This is a genomic window from Burkholderia pseudomultivorans (assembly GCF_001718415.1).
GTDB classification, from domain to species: domain Bacteria; phylum Pseudomonadota; class Gammaproteobacteria; order Burkholderiales; family Burkholderiaceae; genus Burkholderia; species Burkholderia pseudomultivorans_A.
In genome coordinates this window covers 4,017,537-4,036,406 of the sequence record NZ_CP013378.1, presented here as the reverse complement: position 1 = coordinate 4,036,406, position 18,870 = coordinate 4,017,537, and the positions used below count along the sequence as shown (strand labels likewise).

13 protein-coding genes are annotated in these 18,870 nt (G+C 69.8%); 6 read left to right on the top strand and 7 right to left on the bottom strand.

Translation table 11 applies throughout. From position 1 onward, the window contains the following. Positions 1-45: 45 nt before the first annotated feature. Together WS57_RS30945 and WS57_RS30940 are read left to right on the top strand one after the other, a co-directional pair. Entirely contained in the window at positions 46-2,325 is a 2,280-nt protein-coding gene (locus WS57_RS30945) for an arginine/lysine/ornithine decarboxylase (protein ID WP_009690200.1), read from the top strand. Next, entirely contained in the window at positions 2,325-3,149 is an 825-nt protein-coding gene (locus tag WS57_RS30940; protein ID WP_059514923.1) for a lysozyme inhibitor LprI family protein, read from the top strand. Before WS57_RS30945 ends, WS57_RS30940 begins: the two co-directional genes overlap by 1 nt. An 86-nt stretch (positions 3,150-3,235) precedes the next feature. Here WS57_RS30940 and WS57_RS30935 read toward each other — a convergent pair whose 3' ends face one another. From WS57_RS30935 to WS57_RS30925, 3 genes are all read right to left on the bottom strand, one after another. Beyond that, entirely contained in the window at positions 3,236-3,916 is a 681-nt protein-coding gene (locus WS57_RS30935) for an HAD family hydrolase (protein WP_040127954.1), read from the bottom strand. Between the two features lie 91 nt (positions 3,917-4,007). Further along, positions 4,008-5,417, bottom strand: coding sequence for an argininosuccinate lyase (argH, locus tag WS57_RS30930; protein WP_009690880.1), 1,410 nt, complete (start codon positions 5,415-5,417; stop codon positions 4,008-4,010). Positions 5,418-5,520: 103 nt separating this feature from the next. Further along, positions 5,521-6,333, bottom strand: a complete 813-nt coding sequence (locus WS57_RS30925; RefSeq protein ID WP_040127953.1) for a helix-turn-helix transcriptional regulator — start codon at positions 6,331-6,333, stop codon at positions 5,521-5,523. Positions 6,334-6,564: 231 nt separating this feature from the next. On the opposite strand from WS57_RS30925, the gene WS57_RS30920 reads away from it, so the two are divergent. Next, entirely contained in the window at positions 6,565-7,317 is a 753-nt protein-coding gene (locus WS57_RS30920; protein ID WP_059604645.1) for a class I SAM-dependent methyltransferase, read from the top strand. A gap of 91 nt (positions 7,318-7,408) precedes the next feature. Here WS57_RS30920 and ppc read toward each other — a convergent pair whose 3' ends face one another. Then, on the bottom strand, positions 7,409-10,393 hold the full coding sequence (gene ppc, locus WS57_RS30915; RefSeq protein ID WP_059604642.1) for a phosphoenolpyruvate carboxylase: 2,985 nt from the start codon (positions 10,391-10,393) through the stop codon (positions 7,409-7,411). Positions 10,394-10,600: 207 nt separating this feature from the next. Between ppc and hemC the strand changes: the two genes are divergently transcribed. The 3 genes from hemC to WS57_RS30900 are packed head-to-tail and all read left to right on the top strand — an operon-like array spanning position 10,601 to position 14,765. Then, positions 10,601-11,602: a hydroxymethylbilane synthase gene (gene hemC, locus WS57_RS30910; RefSeq protein WP_059479027.1), complete on the top strand. Its 1,002-nt coding sequence runs from the start codon at positions 10,601-10,603 to the stop codon at positions 11,600-11,602. Then, on the top strand, positions 11,602-13,575 hold the full coding sequence (gene hemDX, locus WS57_RS30905) for a fused uroporphyrinogen-III synthase HemD/membrane protein HemX (protein ID WP_069245266.1): 1,974 nt from the start codon (positions 11,602-11,604) through the stop codon (positions 13,573-13,575). Before hemC ends, hemDX begins: the two co-directional genes overlap by 1 nt. Positions 13,576-13,577: 2 nt before the next feature. Beyond that, the gene (locus tag WS57_RS30900) at positions 13,578-14,765 is read left to right on the top strand and encodes a heme biosynthesis protein HemY (RefSeq protein ID WP_009690220.1); all 1,188 of its coding nucleotides are present in this window, start codon (positions 13,578-13,580) and stop codon (positions 14,763-14,765) included. A gap of 148 nt (positions 14,766-14,913) precedes the next feature. Here WS57_RS30900 and WS57_RS30895 read toward each other — a convergent pair whose 3' ends face one another. The 3 genes from WS57_RS30895 to WS57_RS30885 all read right to left on the bottom strand — a co-directional run bounded on the left by WS57_RS30895 (position 14,914) and on the right by WS57_RS30885 (position 18,626). Beyond that, positions 14,914-16,218 (bottom strand): MFS transporter, encoded by a 1,305-nt coding sequence (locus tag WS57_RS30895; protein WP_059479030.1) that lies wholly within the window; start codon positions 16,216-16,218, stop codon positions 14,914-14,916. Positions 16,219-16,331: 113 nt separating this feature from the next. Beyond that, on the bottom strand, positions 16,332-17,090 hold the full coding sequence (locus WS57_RS30890) for an SDR family oxidoreductase (protein WP_040127947.1): 759 nt from the start codon (positions 17,088-17,090) through the stop codon (positions 16,332-16,334). A gap of 96 nt (positions 17,091-17,186) precedes the next feature. Continuing rightward, positions 17,187-18,626 carry an aldehyde dehydrogenase family protein gene (locus WS57_RS30885; RefSeq protein WP_059514933.1) on the bottom strand — a complete coding sequence of 480 codons (1,440 nt, stop codon included), beginning with the start codon at positions 18,624-18,626 and terminating at the stop codon, positions 17,187-17,189. Positions 18,627-18,870: the final 244 nt, after the last annotated feature.

Sequence of the window (18,870 nt, the reverse complement as noted above, 5' to 3'; positions counted from 1 at the left end):
CGCTGCGCGTGACGCGCCGCGGTCGTTCTTTTTGGAGAATCGCCCATGAAGTTTCGTTTCCCCGTCGTGATCATCGACGAAGATTTCCGCTCCGAGAACATCTCGGGCTCCGGCATCCGGGCGCTGGCCGAAGCGATCGAGAAGGAGGGCGTCGAAGTCCTCGGCCTCACGAGCTACGGCGATCTGACGTCGTTCGCGCAGCAGTCGAGCCGCGCGTCGTGCTTCATCCTGTCGATCGACGACGACGAGCTGATGCTCGGCGAAACGGGCCCGGACGGCGAGCTGCCGGAGCTCGCCACCGCGATCATCGAGCTGCGCGCGTTCGTGACCGAAGTGCGCCGCCGCAACGCGGACATCCCGATCTTCCTGTACGGCGAGACGCGCACGTCGCGCCATCTGCCGAACGACATCCTGCGCGAACTGCACGGCTTCATCCACATGTTCGAGGACACGCCGGAGTTCGTCGCGCGCCACATCATCCGCGAGGCGAAGGTCTATCTCGACTCGCTCGCGCCGCCGTTCTTCAAGGAACTGGTCAAGTACGCGGACGAAGGCTCGTACTCGTGGCACTGCCCGGGCCACTCGGGCGGCGTCGCGTTCCTGAAGAACCCGCTCGGCCAGATGTTCCACCAGTTCTTCGGCGAGAACATGCTGCGCGCGGACGTCTGCAATGCCGTGGACGAACTCGGCCAGCTGCTCGACCACACCGGCCCGGTCGCGGCGTCCGAGCGCAACGCGGCGCGCATCTTCAGCGCCGACCACCTGTTCTTCGTGACCAACGGCACGTCGACGTCGAACAAGATCGTCTGGCATGCGACGGTCGCGCCGGGCGACATCGTGCTGGTCGACCGCAACTGCCACAAGTCGATCCTGCACGCGATCACGATGACGGGCGCGATTCCGGTGTTCCTGACGCCAACGCGCAACCACTTCGGCATCATCGGGCCGATCCCGCGCGACGAGTTCAAGCCGGAGAACATCCGCAAGAAGATCGAGGCGAACCCGTTCGCGCGCGAGGCGCTGCGCGAGAACCCGGACCTGAAGCCGCGCATCCTGACGATCACGCAGAGCACCTACGACGGCGTCGTGTACAACGTCGAGATGATCAAGGACCTGCTCGGCGACCTGCTCGACACGCTGCACTTCGACGAAGCGTGGCTGCCGCACGCGGCATTCCACGAGTTCTACCGCGACATGCACGCGATCGGCGACGGCCGTCCGCGCACCGGCGCGCTGGTGTTCGCGACGCACTCGACGCACAAGCTGCTCGCCGGCATCTCGCAGGCGTCGCAGATCGTCGTTCAGGATTCGGAAAACCGCACCTTCGACAAGCACCGCTTCAACGAGGCGTACCTGATGCACACGTCGACGAGCCCGCAGTACGCGATCATCGCGTCGTGCGACGTCGCGGCCGCGATGATGGAGCCGCCGGGCGGCACCGCGCTCGTCGAGGAATCGATCGCCGAGGCGATCGACTTCCGCCGCGCGATGCGCAAGGTCGACGCCGAGTACGGCGACGACTGGTTCTTCCGCGTGTGGGGCCCGGACGACCTGTCCGAAGAGGGCATCGGTTCGCGCGATGACTGGATGCTGAAGCCGAACGACCACTGGCACGGCTTCGGCCCGCTCGCGGAAGGCTTCAACATGCTCGACCCGATCAAGGCGACGATCATCACGCCGGGGCTCGACGTCGACGGCGAGTTCGGCGAGACGGGCATCCCGGCCGCGATCGTCACGAAGTACCTGGCCGAGCACGGCATCATCGTCGAGAAGACCGGCCTGTACTCGTTCTTCATCATGTTCACGATCGGCATCACCAAGGGCCGCTGGAACTCGATGGTGACCGAGCTGCAGCAGTTCAAGGACGACTACGACAACAACCAGCCGCTGTGGCGCGTGCTGCCGGAATTCGTCGCGCAGCATCCGCGCTACGAGCGCGTCGGCCTGCGCGACCTGTGCATGCAGATCCACGACGTGTACCGCGCGAACGACATCGCGCGCCTGACGACCGAGATGTACCTGTCGGACATGGAGCCGGCGATGAAGCCGTCGGACGCGTTCGCGAAGCTCGCGCACCGCAAGATCGACCGCGTGCCGCTCGACGAGCTCGAAGGCCGCGTGACGAGCATCCTGCTGACGCCGTACCCGCCGGGCATTCCGCTGCTGATCCCGGGCGAGCGCTTCAACAAGACGATCGTCAACTACCTGCGGTTCGCGCGCGACTTCAACGAGCGCTTCCCGGGCTTCCACACCGATATCCACGGCCTCGTCGCGGAAGAGGTGAACGGCCGCGTCGAGTACTTCGTCGACTGCGTGCGCGACTGATGGCGACGCACGGAACGAACCGGACGATGCGCGCGGCGGCGGCCGCGCTCGTCGTCTGGGCGGCAGGATTGGCGGGGGCGGGCGTCGTGCACGCGGAAGTCGCCGCGGCCGACCCGGTCGACGTCGCGATGCGGCAATGCCTCGCGCGGCGCGACCGGTCGTCGACGGCGGGCCAGATCCAGTGCATGGACGAGGCGCAGCAGCAGTGGCAGTCGGTGATGGACGGCGCGTACCAGCGCCTGTTGAAGGATGCGCCGGCCGACGCGAAGCGCGGCTGGCAGGACAGCCAGCGGCGCTGGCTGACGTGGCGCAAGGACGAGGCGCATCTGCTGAAGGCCGTGTACGACACGACGCGCGGCACGATGTACACGATGGCGAGCGCCGACATGCAGCTGCAGCCGGTGCGCGATCGCGCGCTGGCGTTGCGCGCGGCGGCCGACCGCTATGCGCCGCCGCCGGCGGTGCCGGTGGCCGCGACCAGCGGTGCGCAGGGCACGGCGGTTGCGGCCGGGCAGCCCGACCCGAAGGCGGCGAACGGCAAGCCGGCGGCGAACGCGCCGCGCGACCCGGCCGTGCGCCGCGTGCGTCCGTGCGAGCAGGATGCCGCGTGCGAGCATGCGGTGTTCGACCTGAACCGCTATTACCAGAAGCTGCGCCGCAAGATGCCCGCGCATTCGGCCGCGACGCTGGTGCGCGCGCAGCGCGCGTGGATCGCGTTTCGCGATGCGACGGCGCCGCTCGTCGGCGAGGACGGGCGCGTCGACCTGATCGGCGCGCGCATCGCGACGATGAAGCGGCTGTCGGAGACGGCCGGCAACAAGTAACGAGGAAGCCACGACGCCGCCGGTTCGACGGCCATCCACGACGGGCACCGCGAGGTGCCCGTTTGCATTCGGGGAGAGCGTGCGCGCTACGCGAGCTGCGTATCGCGGCGGCCGAACCACGACGGCACGAGCGCGACCGCATCGTCGAGCGACGCGAGCACGTGCAGGCTCAGCGCGACGATCTCGGGCGTCGGCGCCTTCAGGTCGGGCACGGTGACGACCGAGGCGCCCGCGCCGGCCGCCGACTGCGCGCCGAAATCGCTGTCCTCGAACGCGACGCACGCGTGTGCCGGCACGCCGAGGCGCTCGGCCGCGAGCAGGTATACGGCCGGGTCGGGCTTGCCGCGCGCGACCTCGGTGCCGCTTGCGATCGCCTGGAAGTACGGCAGCACGCCGACCGCGTCGAGCCGCGCGCGAATCACGTCCTGCGCGGACGACGACGCCACCGCGCACGGAATGCCGGCTTGCGCGAGCGTGTCGAGCAGCGCCAGCGCGCCCGGCTTCAGCGGGAACTTCGGGTGCGGCTCGGGCGCCGCCAGCCGTTCGCGCACGCGCGTGCGCACCGCGTCGAACGTGTCCGGGTCGCCGATCAGCCGCGCGAGAACCGTCTGGCCTTCGGCGAACGAGCGGCCGACGATCTGCAGGTAGTCGGCGACGGTCAGCACGACGCCATGCGCGCCCGACACGTCGATCCACGTGTTCATGATGGTCCGCTCGGAATCGACGAGCAGGCCGTCCATGTCGAAGAGCGCGGCGGAGAAGGTCATCGGGGGCATCCGGGAAGCAGGGAGCAGGCGGCGGTCGTCGCCGCCGGAATAAAAAACGGACGCCGAAGGCGTCCGTCTGCACGGGGCGGGCTTACTGGCCGAGGGCGGCGCGCGCGGCCTTCGCCGCTGCACGCACCTGGTCCGGCGCGGTGCCGCCCGGGTGGTTGCGGCTCGCGACCGAGCCTTCGAGCGTCAGGTAGCCGAACACGTCGTCGCCGATCAGGTGCGCGACGTTCGGCAGTTCCTGCTTCATTTCGTCGAGCGTCAGGTCGGCGAGGTCGATGCCGCGGTCGTCGCAGATCTTCACCGCGTGCGCGACGGCTTCGTGCGCGTCGCGGAACGGCAGGCCGCGCTTGACCAGATAGTCGGCGAGGTCGGTGGCGGTCGAGAAACCCTGCAGCGCGGCCGCGCGCATCGCATCCGGCTTCACGGTGATGCCGGCGACCATCTCGGCGAAGATCCGCAGCGTGTCGGCGACGGTGTCGACCGTGTCGAACAGCGGCTCCTTGTCTTCCTGGTTGTCCTTGTTGTACGCGAGCGGCTGGCCCTTCATCAGCGTGAGCAGCGCCATCAGATGGCCGTTCACGCGGCCGGTCTTGCCGCGCGCGAGTTCGGGCACGTCCGGGTTCTTCTTCTGCGGCATGATCGAGCTGCCGGTGCAGAAGCGGTCGGCGATGTCGATGAAGCCGACGCGCGGGCTCATCCACAGCACGAGTTCTTCGGAGAAGCGCGACACGTGCGTCATCACCAGCGCCGCCGCGGCCGTGAATTCGATTGCGAAGTCACGATCGGACACCGCGTCGAGCGAATTCGTGCAGATATCGTCGAAGCCGAGCGACTTCGCGACCGCATGACGGTCGATCGGGTAGCTGGTGCCGGCGAGCGCGGCCGCGCCGAGCGGCAGGCGGTTCACGCGCGTGCGGCAGTCGCGCATGCGCTGCGCGTCGCGCGTAAACATCTCGACATACGCGAGCAGGTGGTGGCCGAACGTGACGGGCTGCGCGACCTGCAGGTGCGTGAAGCCCGGCATGATCGTGTCGGCGTTCTGTTCCGCGAGGTCGATCAGCGCGCCGCGCAGGTCGTTCAGCAGGCCGCCGATGCGGTCGATCTCGCCGCGCAGCCACAGGCGGATGTCGGTCGCGACCTGGTCGTTGCGCGAGCGGCCCGTGTGCAGGCGCTTGCCGGCGTCGCCGATCAGCGCGGTCAGGCGCGCCTCGATGTTCAGGTGGACGTCTTCCAGGTCGAGCTGCCATTCGAACTCGCCGCGCTCGATCTCGCCCTTGATTTGCGCCATCCCGCGTTCGATCGCGGCGAGGTCGTCGGCGCTGATGATCTTCTGCGCCGCGAGCATGTTCGCGTGCGCGAGCGAGCCGGCGATGTCGACGAGCGCGAGGCGCTTGTCGAAAAACACCGACGACGTATAGCGCTTGACCAGCTCCGACATCGGTTCGGAGAAGCGGGCCGACCAGGCCTCGCCCTTTTTGTGCAGTTGGGACGTCATGGCGATTCTTCGAAGGGGAGTTGGGCGGCGTGCGCCGCCGAGGAATCCGGGGATTCTAACATTCGCGGGGCCGCCCGCCGCGGCGCGGCGCGCGGCAGCCGCGTCAGTCGCGCACCAGCACGACGAGCTTCAGGTCCTCGCGATGCGCGGGCTTCAGCGTGATCTGCTGGTACACGAGCCGGCCGTGCTGCGGATGGTCGAATTCGCGCAGGCCGCCTTCGCGCTCGAACACGTCCTGCGACGCCCAGTACTGCGCGAACGCGTCGCTGCCGGCCGTCAGCGCGTCGATCAGCGCGCGCGTCGGCGCGTCGGCGAGGTGGCGGATCGAATCGGCGCGGAATTCGGCCGCGAGCCGCCGTGCGCGGGTGTCCCAGTCGACGATCAGCGTGCGCGCGGCCGGCGACATGAACGTGAAGCGCAGCAGGTTGCGGTCGTGCTCGCCGTCGAGCCAGCCGGTAAACAGCGCGGTGGCCGGCGCGTTCCACGCGAGCGCGTTCCATTGGCGGTCGAGCACGTAGGCGGGCGTCGCGATCGCCGCGACGGTAGCGGCGAGCGTCGGCGGCAGGTCGCCGGCCGCGACGTCGGGCTCGGCCGGATCGCGCTGGGCGGCCAGCTCGAACAGGTACGCGCGCTCGGCCTTCGACAGCTGCAGCGCGACCGCGATCCGCGCGAGCGCGTCGGCCGACGCCGACACGGGGCGGCCCTGTTCGATCCAGGTGTACCAGGTCGGGCTGACGCCGCACAGCTGCGCGACTTCCTCGCGCCGCAGCCCCGGCGTGCGGCGGCGCGGGCCGGGCGGCAGGCCGACGGCCTGCGGCGACAGCCGCTCGCGGTGGGCACGGATGAATTCGCCGAGCGCACGGGCGGGCGTGGCGTCGAGCGGCGGGACAGGCGCGGAGGAGGAGGAAGGGTTCATGCGAAAACGGCGAAGCGCAGGCGGCAAAGGATTTGACAGGTGTATCGAATACCAGAATAACTACTTGACTTGTACTGGTACAAACGCAGGCCTATTGTAGCGGCTCGTGCGCTGACAGGCAGCGTCCACACGACCGACCCGGCACGGGACCTGCGCCAGCGCGACGGCGCGCCACCGTGCACGGGGCCGCCGGCGCCGATGCGCTCGCGGATCAGACAGGAGAAACATGCGATGAAACACCACGACCAGGTCGCCGACGCATTCGGCACGACGGCCGCCGCCTATCTGACGAGCACCGTCCACGCGACGGGCGCCGATCTGCAGACGCTCGCCGACGCGATGCGCGCGACGCCCGACGCGGCGGTGCTCGATCTCGGCTGCGGCGCGGGCCACGCGAGTTTCGCGGTCGCGCCGCACGTGCGCGAGGTGGTCGCGTACGACCTTGCCGCGCCGATGCTCGCGACCGTCGACGCGGCCGCGCGCGAGCGCGGGCTCGCGAACATCCGCACGCAGCAGGGGCCGGCCGAGCGCCTGCCGTTCGACGCGGCGAGGTTCGACTGGGTCGTGAGCCGGATGAGCGCGCACCACTGGCACGACGTGCGCGCGGCGCTCGCCGAGGTGCGGCGCGTGCTGAAGCCGGGGGGCCGCGTGCTGATGATCGACATTGCGGGCAACGACCATCCGCTGCTCGACACGTACCTGCAGGCGGCCGAAGTGCTGCGCGACGCGTCGCACGTGCGCGACTACCGCGCCGACGAATGGCTCGCGATGTTCCGCGAGGCCGGTTTCGACGCGCAGGTGCACAGCCGCTGGCGCCTGCCGATCGACTTCGCGACGTGGGTCGAGCGGATCCGCACGCCGGAAGACAGCGTCGCCGGCATTCGCGCGTTGTGGGCGCATGCGCCCGACGAGGTGCGCGCGTACTACGCGGTGCAGGCCGACGGGTCGTTCGAGCACGATGCGCTGCTGATCGACGCGCATTGAGATGAAAAAAGCCGCGACACGCGTAGCGGCGTGTCGCGGCTTCTGTCGCGCCGGTCGGGCACCGGCGTGCACCGGCGCCGCCGCATGCGGATCAGCCCGTGTTGCGCAGGCCGGCCGCGATCCCGTTGATCGTCAGATGAATGCCTCGGCGCAGCCGCGCGTTGGTATCGCCCGCGCGGTGTCGCTTGATCAGTTCGACCTGCAGATGGTTCAGCGGGTCGAGATACGGGAAGCGGTTCTTGATCGAACGCGCGAGCAGCGGGTTGGTCGCGAGGCGGCCTTCGTGCCCGGTGATTTCCGCGAGCGCCTGCGAGGTGCGCTCCCATTCGGCGACGATCCGCTCGAACACGTGCTTGCGCAGCTTGCGGTCGGCCACCAGCTGCGCATAGCGCGAGGCGACCGCGAGATCGGTCTTCGCGAGCACCATGTCCATGTTCGACAGCAGGTTCGCGAAGAACGGCCAGGTCTTGTTCATCTTCTTCAGCAGTGCGAGCCGCTTGCCGCGCTCGGCTGCGTCGCCCGCGCCGTCGAGGTACGCGCTCACCGCGCTGCCGAAGCCGTACCAGCCGGTCAGCAGCAGCCGGCACTGGCCCCACGAGAAGCCCCACGGAATCGCGCGCAGATCCTCGATCCGGCGGTTCTTCGGATCCTGCAGCTTGCGCGACGCCGGACGGCTGCCGATGTTCAGCTCGGCGATCTCGGTGATCGGCGTCGACGAGAAGAAGTAGTCGGTGAAGCCGGGCGTTTCGTAGACGAGCGCACGGTACGCGGCCATCGCCTCGTCGGACAGCGTCTGCATCGCGGCCTCGAACGCGGGCAGTTGCGCCGGTGCGTTCGACTGCGGCAGCAGCGACGCCTCGAGCGTCGCGGCGACCACCGTCTCGAGGTTGCGCCGGCCGATCTCGGGGTTCGCGAACTTGCTCGCGATCACCTCGCCCTGTTCGGTCAGGCGGATCTGGCCGTTCACGGTGCCCGGCGGCTGCGACAGGATCGCCTGGTAGGTCGGGCCGCCGCCGCGGCCGACCGTGCCGCCGCGGCCGTGGAACAGCCGCAGCGTGATCTTGCGCGCACGGAACAGTTCGACGAGCGCGAGCTCGGCGCGGTACAGCTCCCAGTTCGACGTCAGGAAGCCGCCGTCCTTGTTGCTGTCCGAGTAGCCGAGCATCACTTCCTGCTCGCCGCCCTGGTGCGCGATCAGCGCCTCGACGCCCGGCAGCGCGAAGTACTCGCGCATGATGCGCGACGCGTCGCGCAGGTCGGGGATCGTCTCGAACAGCGGGATCACCATCAGGCCGCTGCGCGCATGGCCGTCGGGCGTGCCGAGCGTGCCGTCGAGCAGCCCGGTTTCCTTCTGCAGCAGCAGCACCTCGACGAGGTCGCTGACCGTTTCCGTATGCGAGATGATGTAGTTGCGCACCGCGCGTGCGCCGAACTGCGCGCGCACGTCGCGCGCCTTCTCGAACACGCCGAGCTCGCTCTGCGCGAGCGCCGAGTATTCGATGTACGGCGAGCGCAGCGGGCGCGGGTCGGCGAGCGCCGCCAGCAGCACGCGCTGCTTGTCTTCCTCGGCGAGCCCCGCGTAGTCGGCCTCGACGCCCGCGCGCGCGAACAGTTCGGCGACCACCGCCTCGTGGATGTCCGAGCTCTGGCGCAGGTCGATGCTCGCGAGATGGAAGCCGAACACCTCGGCCGCGCGCATCAGCGGCGCGAGGCGCGGTGCGGCGAGCGACGCGCCGTGATGCTCGGCGAGCGAAGCGGTCAGCACCTTCAGGTCGGCGACGAATTCGTCGGAATCCGCGTACGGCGTCGCGCGCACCGGCGGCGCGCCGCGTCCGGCGCTGCGCACCGGCACCGTGCCTTCGCCGAGACGCACGCGCGCGCTCGCGGCGAGCCGCGTGTAGATGCCGATCAGCGCGCGGCGGTAAGGTTCGTCGACGCGGTGCGGCGACTGGTCGGGCGACGCTGCCGCGAGCGCCTTCACCGCGTCGTTCGCGCCGACCAGCAGGTTCGACACCGACAGCTCGGCGCCGAGCTTGTGCACCTGTTCCAGGTAGTGCTCGAGGATCACCGCCGACTGGCGGTTGATCGCCTCGTCGAGCGTCGCGGCCGTCACGTTCGGGTTGCCGTCGCGGTCGCCGCCGATCCAGCTGCCCATCTGGAAGAACGCGGGCACGCGCGCGGGCAGGCCGTGCTCGGCGAGCGCGGCCTCGATGTCGCCGTACAGCGCGGGCAGTTCGTCGAGGAAGGTCGCGCGGTAGTACGACAGCGCGTTCTCGATCTCGTCGCCGACGGTCAGGCGCGCGTCGCGCAGCATGCGGGTCTGCCACAGCGCGGTCACGCGCGCGCGCAGCATCGCTTCGTTGTGCTGGCGCTCGCGTGCGGTCAGTTCCTGGTCGCGCTCGGCGAGCAGCCGCGCGATGTCGTGCTGCGCGTCGAGGATGCTCTTGCGCTGCACCTCGGTCGGGTGCGCGGTCAGCACGGGCACGATCAGCGCGTCGTCGAAGAAGCGCTGCAGCAGGCGCTTCGATGCATTGCCGGTCGTCTTCAGCTGGTCGAGCGCATAGGCCATCGTGCCCGGCTGCGGCGCCGAGCCGGCCAGCGCGTGGATGCGGCGGCGACGGTTGTGATGACGGTCCTCGGCGATGTTCGCGAGATGCGAGAAATAGCTGAACGCGCGCACGACGCTCACCGTCTGCTCCGGCGTCAGCTTGCGCAGCTTCTTCTCGAGCGTCTGCGCGGCCTCGTGGTCGTCCTCGCGGCGGAACTTGACGGCGGTCTGGCGGATCGTCTCGACGACGTCGAACACGGTGTCGCCTTCCTGTTCGCGCACCACGTCGCCGAGCAGGCGGCCGAGGAAGCGGATGTCCTCGAACAGCGGGCGGTCCTTGTCCTCGCGCGTGCGTGCGGCGGGCTTCGCCGCGCCGGCCGCGCGTTTTGTCTGAGGTATCGTGGCTTTCGGTTTCGTTGCCGGTTTCGCACGACCGTTCGCGGCGGTGGTGACGGTGCTCGTCGGAGCGTCGGTGGAGGGCAGGGCAGCATTGCGGCGTGTCGTACGCGCCGATCCGGAAGACTTCACGATGGGTTTCCTTGGGAAAGCTCGAGTCAAAAGGAACTGCGGGAACTGCGGGAACTGCGGTCAAGCAACCAGCTGGGTGCGGCATATCTGCGCATCGGCGCCGCGCGCCGCGCGCGGGCGGCGCGGCGCGGGCTCCAGGCCCGGGCGGGCTGGGGCGTGCGTGCTACCATTGTTCGATCTTCAATCCCGTCCTTCGATGTTCCTGCAATGAATTCCGAGATCCTTTCGGCCGGGCCGAAACAGGCACAGCCGCCGGCGACGCTGACGATTGCCTCGCGAGAGAGCCGCCTGGCGATGTGGCAAGCCGAACATGTGCGTGATGCGCTGCGCAAATTATATCCAGCTTGCGACGTAAAAATCCTCGGGATGACGACCCGCGGCGACCAGATTCTCGATCGCACGCTGTCGAAGGTGGGCGGCAAGGGTCTGTTCGTGAAGGAACTCGAGAACGCGCTCGCCGACGGTCGCGCCGATCTCGCCGTGCATTCGCTGAAGGACGTGCCGATGGCGCTGCCCGACGGCTTCTCGCTCGCCGCGATCATGAGCCGCGAGGATCCGCGCGACGCGTTCGTGTCGAACGACTACGCGTCGCTCGACGCGCTGCCGGCCGGCGCGGTCGTCGGCACCTCGAGCCTGCGCCGCGAGGCGATGCTGCGCGCGCGCTATCCGCACCTGCAGGTGCTGCCGCTGCGCGGCAACCTCGACACGCGCCTGTCGAAGCTCGATCGCGGCGACTACGCGGGCATCATTCTCGCCGCCGCCGGCCTGAAGCGCCTCGGTCTCGAAGCGCGGATCCGCGCGCTGCTCGACGTCGAGGACAGCCCGCCCGCGGCCGGCCAGGGCGCGCTCGGCATCGAGATCGCCGCGCACCGCGACGACGTCGCCGCGTGGCTCGCGCCGCTGCACGACGCGCAGACCGCCCTCGCGGTCGAGGCCGAGCGGATGGTGTCGCGCGCGCTCGGCGGCAGCTGCGAGGTGCCGCTCGCCGCGCACGCGGTATGGCGGGCGGGCGAGCTGTATCTGCAGGGCCGCGTGTCGACGACCGACGGCAAGCGCGTGCTGACGGCCGAGGAATGCGCGGCCGTGATGACCGTCGCCGATGCGCTCGCGCTCGGCCGCGCGGTGTCCGACGAGCTCGAGGCGCAGGGGGCGCTCGAGATCGTCCACGCGCTGCTCGCCGCCTCGCAGGCCGGCAAGGGCGAGGCCTGATGGCGGGCGGCGCGCGCGCGTTCACCGCCGTCCTGACACGCCCGGACGGACAGTCGGCCGGGCTCGCGTCGCAACTGGCCGCAGCCGGTTGCGAGGTGCTCGAATTTCCGCTGATCGACATTGCGCCGCTCGACGATCCGGCGCCGCTGGCCGCCGCGTTCGCGGCGCTGGCCGACTACGCGCTGGTGATCTTCGTGTCGCCGAACGCGATCGACCGCGCGCTCGCGCAGTACGGCGCGATCTGGCCGAACGCGTTGCCGGTCGGCGTGGTCGGGCCCGGCAGCGTCGCGGCGCTCGAGCGTCACGGGATCGCGGCGCCCGCGTATCGCGTGATCGCGCCGCAGGCGCCCGCCGACGGCAGCGCACCGCATTACGACTCCGAAAGCCTGTACGCGAGCATCGAAGCCGCGTTCGGCGGCGCGCACGCGCTGTCCGGCAAGCGCGTGCTGATCGTGCGCGGCGACGGCGGCCGCGAATGGCTCGCCGACCGCCTGCGCGACGCGGGCGCCGACGTGACGCTGGTCGCCGCCTATCGTCGCGTCGTGCCCGAGCCGCGCATCGGCGCATGGGAGCGCGTGCATGCGCTGCTCGGCGGCGAGCCGCATGCGTGGCTCGTGACGAGCTCGGAGGGCGTGCGCAACCTGCACGAACTGGCGCGCACGCACCTGAACGACGCCGAGATCGACGCGCTGAAGCACGCGCCGCTCGTGACGCCGCATCCGCGGATCGAGCAGACCGCGCGCGCACTCGGTTTTGATAGGATTACGCTGACCGGCGCGGGCGATGAGCGCATCGTCCGCGCGTTTCGAACGATGGCCGACGAGGCCGTCCAACCGGCGACAGCCGCACCGGTGAATAAACGCATGACAGATACCAACGATTCCAAAAGTGTCGCTTCCCAGCCGGCCGCTGCATCCGCACCGCCGTCCCGGCCCGCGTACATGGCGTCCGAGCCGCCCGCGCGCCGCGGCGGCAGCGCGCTGCTGTGGCTGGTCGTCGTCGTGCTCGGCTGCGCGGCGGGCGTCGGCGGCTACGCGCTGAACCGCAAGGTCGACCGGCTCGACGACGCGCTGGTCGCGCGCCAGAAGGCGCTCGACGCCCAGACGGCCGAGACCCGCACCAAGACCGAGCAGGCGCTCGCGAGCGCGCATCAGGTCGACACGCAGCTCGCGCAGCTCGACGGCAAGCTGGCCGACGCACAGAACGCGCAGCAGGCGCTGCAGCAGCAATACCAGGATCTCTCGCGCAACCGCGATGCGTGGATGCTCGAGGAAGTCGATCAGATGCTGTCGAGCGCGAGCCAGCAGCTGCAGCTGACCGGCAATACGCAGCTCGCGCTGATCGCGCTGCAGAACGCCGACGCGCGCCTCGCGACCTCGCAGAGCGCGCAGGCCGTCACGGTGCGCAAGGCACTCGCCCAGGACATCGAGAAGCTGAAGGCCGCGCCGTCGGCCGACCTCACGGGCCTCGCGATCAAGCTCGACGACGCGATTGGCAAGATCGACGCGCTGCCGCTCGCCGGCGAGGCGATCGTCCCGCATGCGGCGCCGAAGGCGGTCGAGCCGACCGCGGCATCGGCCGCGGTCGCGGCCGGCGAGCCGCGCTGGAAGGTGTGGTGGCATGACTTCTCGGCCGGCCTCGGCCAGCAGTTGAAGGGCCTCGTGCAGGTGCGCCGGATCGACAACGCCGACGCGATGCTCGCGTCGCCCGACCAGGGCTACTTCGTGCGCGAGAACGTGAAGCTGCGCCTGCTGACCGCGCGGCTGTCGCTGCTCGCGCGCAACGAGTCCGCGATGAAGGCCGACCTGCACGCCGCGCAGGCGTCGCTCGGCAAGTATTTCGATCAGGCGTCGAAGGACACGCAGACCGTCGAGGATCTGCTGAAACAGGTCGACGGCGCATCGCTGACGGTCGCGGTGCCGAACCTGAACACGAGCCTGAACGCCGTTCAGCAGTTCAAGAGCCGGGGGTAACGATGACGCTTCGAGGAATCGTCTGGCTCGCGATCCTGTTCGCGATCGCCGTCGCGCTGGCCACGGTCGGCCGTTTCGATGCGGGGCAGGTGCTGCTCGTCTACCCGCCGTATCGCGTCGACGTGTCGCTGAACCTGTTCGTGATCGCCGTCGTCGTGCTGTTCATCGTCGTGTATGCACTGCTGCGCATCGTGCGCAACATCTGGCGCATGCCGCAGCGCGTCGCCGCGTATCGCGCGCGCGCGCGCAACGAGAAGGCGCAGGCGTCGCTGCGCGATGCGATCGCCAATCTGTACGCGGGCCGCTTCTCGCGCGCCGAGAAGGCCGCGCGCGAAGCGCTGGCGGTCGATGCGAACCAGGGCGCGGCGAGTCTCGTCGGCGCCACCGCCGCGCACCGGATGCACGAGTACACGCGCCGCGACGACTGGCTGTCGAAGGTCGACGCGCCCGAATGGCAGGATGCGCGGCTGCTCGCCGCGGCCGACATGCGCGCCGATGCACGCGACGCCGACGGTGCGCTCGCCGCGCTGGCCGACCTGCAGGCGGGCGGCAAGCGCATCCATGCGCAGCAGGTCGCGCTGCGCGCGCAGCAGCAGTTGAAGAACTGGGCCGAGGTGCTGAAGCTCGCGAAGGCGCTCGAGAAGCGCGAGGCGCTGCATCCGGCCGCGGCCGTGCGGCTGCGCCAGCAGGCCGCCGAAAACCTGCTGCGCGAACGCCGGCACGATCCGGACGCGCTGCTCGAGGTGTGGCAGTCGCTGTCGCCGGCCGAGCGCCAGTCGCCGCGTCTCGCCGATCTCGCGGCCGACCTGCTGGTGCCGCTCGAGCGCCGCACCGAAGCGCGCCGCATCGTCGAGGAGGCGCTCGCGCACAACTGGGACGCGCGCCTGCTGCGCCGCTATCCGGATACGGCGGGCGCCGATGCGCTGCCGCTGATCCAGAAGGCCGAAGGGTGGAAGAAGGATCATCCGGAGGACGCCGACCTGCTGTTCGCGCTCGGCCGCCTGTGCCAGCAGCAGCAGCTGTGGGGTAAGGCGCAGTCGTTCCTCGAGGCGGCGCTGAAGCTCGCCGACAACGAGGCGCTGAAGGTGCGCACGCATCGCGCGCTCGCGCGCCTGTTCGAGCATCTCGGCGAAACCGACAAGGCGGCGAAGCACTATCGCGAAAGCGCGCTGGCGATCACGGTGGTCTGACGCGAAGCCGCGGCAAGCGGCTCGTCACGGTTCGAAAGCCCAGAAGGCCGAATGGCGTTCGGGGCTTTTTCGTTTCCTTTGCAGCGTGGGTGCGCCGCGCTGTCCGGCGGTGCCGGCGATCGGCCGGCCCGCGGTCACACACCGCGCCTCACTTGTCGACCAGCCGCTTCGGCACCGACAGCGCGAGCAGCCCGCCGAGCACGAGGAACCCGGCCAGCATGTACATGCCCGAATCGTTGGCGCCCGTCGCCTGCTTGAGCCAGCCCATCAGGTACGGGCTCAGGAAGCCCGCGAGGTTGCCGATCGAATTGATCATCGCGATGCCGGCCGCGGCCGCCGCGCCGCCGAGGAAGGCGGTCGGCAGGCTCCAGAACAGCGGCAGCGTCGTCAGGATGCCGATCGTCGCGAGCGTGAGGCCGAGCATCGCGAGCGCGGTCTGGTGCGCCCAGATCACCGACAGCACGAGCCCGAGCGCGCCGATCGCGGCCGGGATCGCGAGGTGCCAGCGGCGTTCGCGGCGCTTGTCCGCGCTGCGCGCGATCAGGATCATCGCGACCACCGCGGCCGCATACGGAATCGCCGACAGCAGGCCGATCATGAACGAGTCGGTGACGCCCGTCGCCTTGATGATCGTCGGCAGCCAGAAGCCGACGCCGTAGAGGCCCATCACGAACGAGAAATAGATCAGCGCCATCAGCCATACGCGCGGGCTCGACATCACCGCGCCGAGCGGCAGGTCCTCCTTGGTCGCTTCCTCGGCGTCGACGTTGCGGGCGAGCAGCGCCTTCTCCTCGTCGGTCAGCCATCCGGCTTTCGCGATCCGCTCGTCGAGCGTGAAGAACACCAGCACGCCGGCCAGCACCGACGGAATGCCTTCGAGCAGGAACAACCATTGCCAGCCGTGCCAGCCGCTCACGCCGTCGAACGCCTTCAGGATGAAGCCCGAGATCGGCCCGCCGATCACGCCCGACAGCGCGACGGCCGTCATGAAGAAGGTCGTCATGCGGCCGCGCCGGTGCGCGGGATACCAGTAGGTGAGGTACAGGATCACGCCGGGAAAGAAGCCTGCTTCGGCGACGCCGAGCAGGAAGCGCATCACGTAGAACATCGCGGGCGTCGTGACGAACATCGTCAGGATCGAGATCACGCCCCAGGTCGCCATGATGCGCGCGATCCACACGCGCGCGCCGACCTTGTGCAGGATGATGTTGCTCGGCACCTCGAACAGGAAATAGCCGAAGAAGAAGATGCCGGCGCCGAGCCCGTACACGGTGTCGCTGAGGTTCAGGTCGCTCGCCATCTGCAGCTTCGCGAAGCCGACGTTGACGCGGTCGAGATACGCGACCACGTAGCACAGCAGCAGCAGGGGCGTGAGCCGCCACGACACCTTGCGATAGGTTGCTTCCTCGAATGCGCCGGACGAGCCCGGTAGCGACTGCGTCGATGTTGCCATGTTGTCTCCTGTCCTTGTTGTCGGCCGGACCGGCGCGTCGGCGCGGGGCCCGGTTGCGTGCGAAGCCAGCGTTACAGATGCGGCAAGGCCGGCCGTGGCGGCCGGGTACGGCTCTAGATGCAGCGTCCGCCGTCGACTTCGAGGCACACGCCGGTGATGAACTCGGCCTCGTCGGACGCGAGGTAAAGCGCCGCGTTCGCGATGTCCTGCGGCGTCGAGAAGCGGCCGAGCGGGATCGTCGCGAGGAAGCGGCGACGGTTCTCGGGCGTATCTTCGCAGCCCATGAACTCGGTCATCAGCGCGGTTTCGCCGAGCACCGGGTTGATGCAGTTCACGCGGATGCGATCGGCGCCGAGCTCGGCCGCGAGCGATTTGCTCGCGGTGATCATCGCGCCTTTCGTGCTGTTGTACCAGACGAGACCCGGGCGCGGCCGCACGCCGGCCGTCGACGCGACGTTCACGAACACGCCGCCGCCCTGCGAGCGGAAGTACGGGACGAAGGTCTGCACGCTCCAGAACAGGCTCTTCATGTTGACCGCGTACACGCGGTCGAACTCGGCTTCCGTCACGTCGAGCACCGGCTTGTTGCGATGCGTGGTGCCCGCGTTGTTCACGACGATCTGCACCGAATGGAAATCGTCGAGCGCGGCCTGCAGCAGCGCGCGCCAGTCGTCGCTTTTCGACACGTCGCCGGCGAGCGCGATCGCCTTGCCGCCCGCGAGCGCGATCTCGCTCGCGACGCGCTCGGCCGCCGCACCGTTCAGGTCGTTGACGACCACGTTCGCGCCTTCGCGCGCATACGTCTTCGCGATGCCTTCGCCGAAACCCGAGCCGCCGCCCGTGACGATCGCCGTCTTGCCGCTCAACCGCATGGTGTGTCTCCTTCGTTCGAGTGTTGTCGTCGTGTTGCGTGGTGCCGCGTCTGCCGGCGACCCGTGCGTCGCGGACGAGACCGGGCGGCGCCGCATTCAGCCGTGCCGGATCGCGATCGTCTTCAGCACGGTGAAGCCGTACAGCGCCTCGAAGCCCTTCTCGCGGCCGTGCCCCGAGTGGCCGACGCCGCCGAACGGCAGCTCGACACCGCCGCCCGCGCCGTAGTTGTTGATGAACACCTGGCCCGCGCGCAGGCGTCGCGCCATGCGCAGCTGGCGCGCGCCGTCGCGCGTCCAGATGCCGGCGACGAGGCCGTACGGCGTGCCGTTCGCGAGCGCGACGGCTTCGTCCTCGTCGACGAAGCGCATCGCGGCGAGCACCGGCCCGAACACTTCCTCCTGTGCGAGCCGGTGCGACGGCGGTACGTCGCGCAGCAGCGCGGGCGCCTGGTAGAAGCCGCTTTCGGGCGCCTCGGGCACGACCTGCCCGTGCGCGGCCATCGGAATGCCGTCGTGCTGCGCATCGGACAGGAAGTCCCACACGCGCTGCTGCTGTTTCGCATTGATCAGCGGACCGCAGTCGAGATCCGCGCGGCTCGGCCCGACGCGCAGCCCGTTGAACGCGGTCGCGAGCCGTTCGACGAGCGGTTCGTACACCGCGCGCTCGATCAGCACGCGGCTGCCGGCCGAGCAGGTCTGCCCGCCGTTCTGTACGATCGCGGCGACCAGCACCGGCAGCGCCGCCTCGAGATCGGCATCGGCGAACACGATCTGCGGCGACTTGCCGCCGAGCTCGAGCGTGACGGGCACGTGGTTTTCGGCGGCCATCTGCGCGACCAGCTTGCCGGTCGCGGGCGAGCCCGTAAACGAGATGTGGTCGATGCCCGGATGGCGGGCGAGCGCGGCGCCGGCCTCGTGGCCGTAGCCGGTGACGATATTCAATGCGCCGGCCGGCAAGCCGGCCTCGGCGGCCAGCTCGGCGACGCGCAGCACCGACAGGCATGCGTCCTCGGCCGGCTTGACCACGCACGCGTTGCCGGCCGCGAGCGCCGCGCCGACGCTGCGCCCGAAGATCTGCATCGGATAGTTCCACGGCACGATATGGCCCGTGACGCCGTGCGGCTCGCGCACGGTCAGCACCGTGTAGCCGGCGTGATAGGGAAGGGTCTCGCCGTGCAGCTTGTCGGCGGCGCCCGCGTAGAACTCGAAGTAGCGCGCGAGCGCGGCCGCGTCGGCGCGCGCCTGCTTCAGCGGCTTGCCGGTATCGCGCGCCTCGATCGTCGCGAGTTCCTCGATGCAGTCCGCGACGCGCATCGACAGCCGCATCAGCACGCGGCCGCGCTCGGCGGCGCTCGCGGCGCCCCATGCGCCGGCAAAGGCGTCCCGCGCCGCGGCGACCGCGCGCTCGACGTCGGGCGCCGTGCCGCGCGCGATCGTCGCGAACGGCTGGCCGTCGGACGGATCGATGACCGCGATCGTCTCCAGTTGCGCGGGCAACGTCCATTCGCCCGCGATGAAGTGCTTTGCCTCTTCCATGCCTGCTCCTGTCGGTAGGCGTCGATGCGTCGTCGCGGCTGGCGTCGGGGGCGCGCGCCAGCGCCGGTTGCCCGCGCTGCGTCCCGTCGGCGCACCGGCCGATCCCGCCCGTTGCGATGAATCGTGTCCGACGTGCGGGCGCGCCGCGCATCGTGCCGTGCCGTGTCGCCGGTCGTCCGACGCCGGACATCCGGAACGATTATCGCGCCGATCGTCATCCGGACGCCACCGGTCGATTGGCTAT

Coding starts and splice junctions, on each gene's coding strand:
- hemC (WP_059479027.1), top strand. CDS start 10,601: ATGAATTCCGAGATCCTTTCGGCCGGGCCGAAACAGGCACAGCCGCCG.
- WS57_RS30900 (WP_009690220.1), top strand. CDS start 13,578: ATGACGCTTCGAGGAATCGTCTGGCTCGCGATCCTGTTCGCGATCGCC.
- WS57_RS30935 (WP_040127954.1), bottom strand. CDS start 3,916: ATGACCTTCTCCGCCGCGCTCTTCGACATGGACGGCCTGCTCGTCGAT.
- WS57_RS30885 (WP_059514933.1), bottom strand. CDS start 18,626: ATGGAAGAGGCAAAGCACTTCATCGCGGGCGAATGGACGTTGCCCGCG.
- hemDX (WP_069245266.1), top strand. CDS start 11,602: ATGGCGGGCGGCGCGCGCGCGTTCACCGCCGTCCTGACACGCCCGGAC.
- WS57_RS30925 (WP_040127953.1), bottom strand. CDS start 6,333: ATGAACCCTTCCTCCTCCTCCGCGCCTGTCCCGCCGCTCGACGCCACG.
- WS57_RS30940 (WP_059514923.1), top strand. CDS start 2,325: ATGGCGACGCACGGAACGAACCGGACGATGCGCGCGGCGGCGGCCGCG.
- WS57_RS30920 (WP_059604645.1), top strand. CDS start 6,565: ATGAAACACCACGACCAGGTCGCCGACGCATTCGGCACGACGGCCGCC.
- argH (WP_009690880.1), bottom strand. CDS start 5,417: ATGACGTCCCAACTGCACAAAAAGGGCGAGGCCTGGTCGGCCCGCTTC.
- WS57_RS30945 (WP_009690200.1), top strand. CDS start 46: ATGAAGTTTCGTTTCCCCGTCGTGATCATCGACGAAGATTTCCGCTCC.
- WS57_RS30890 (WP_040127947.1), bottom strand. CDS start 17,090: ATGCGGTTGAGCGGCAAGACGGCGATCGTCACGGGCGGCGGCTCGGGT.
- WS57_RS30895 (WP_059479030.1), bottom strand. CDS start 16,218: ATGGCAACATCGACGCAGTCGCTACCGGGCTCGTCCGGCGCATTCGAG.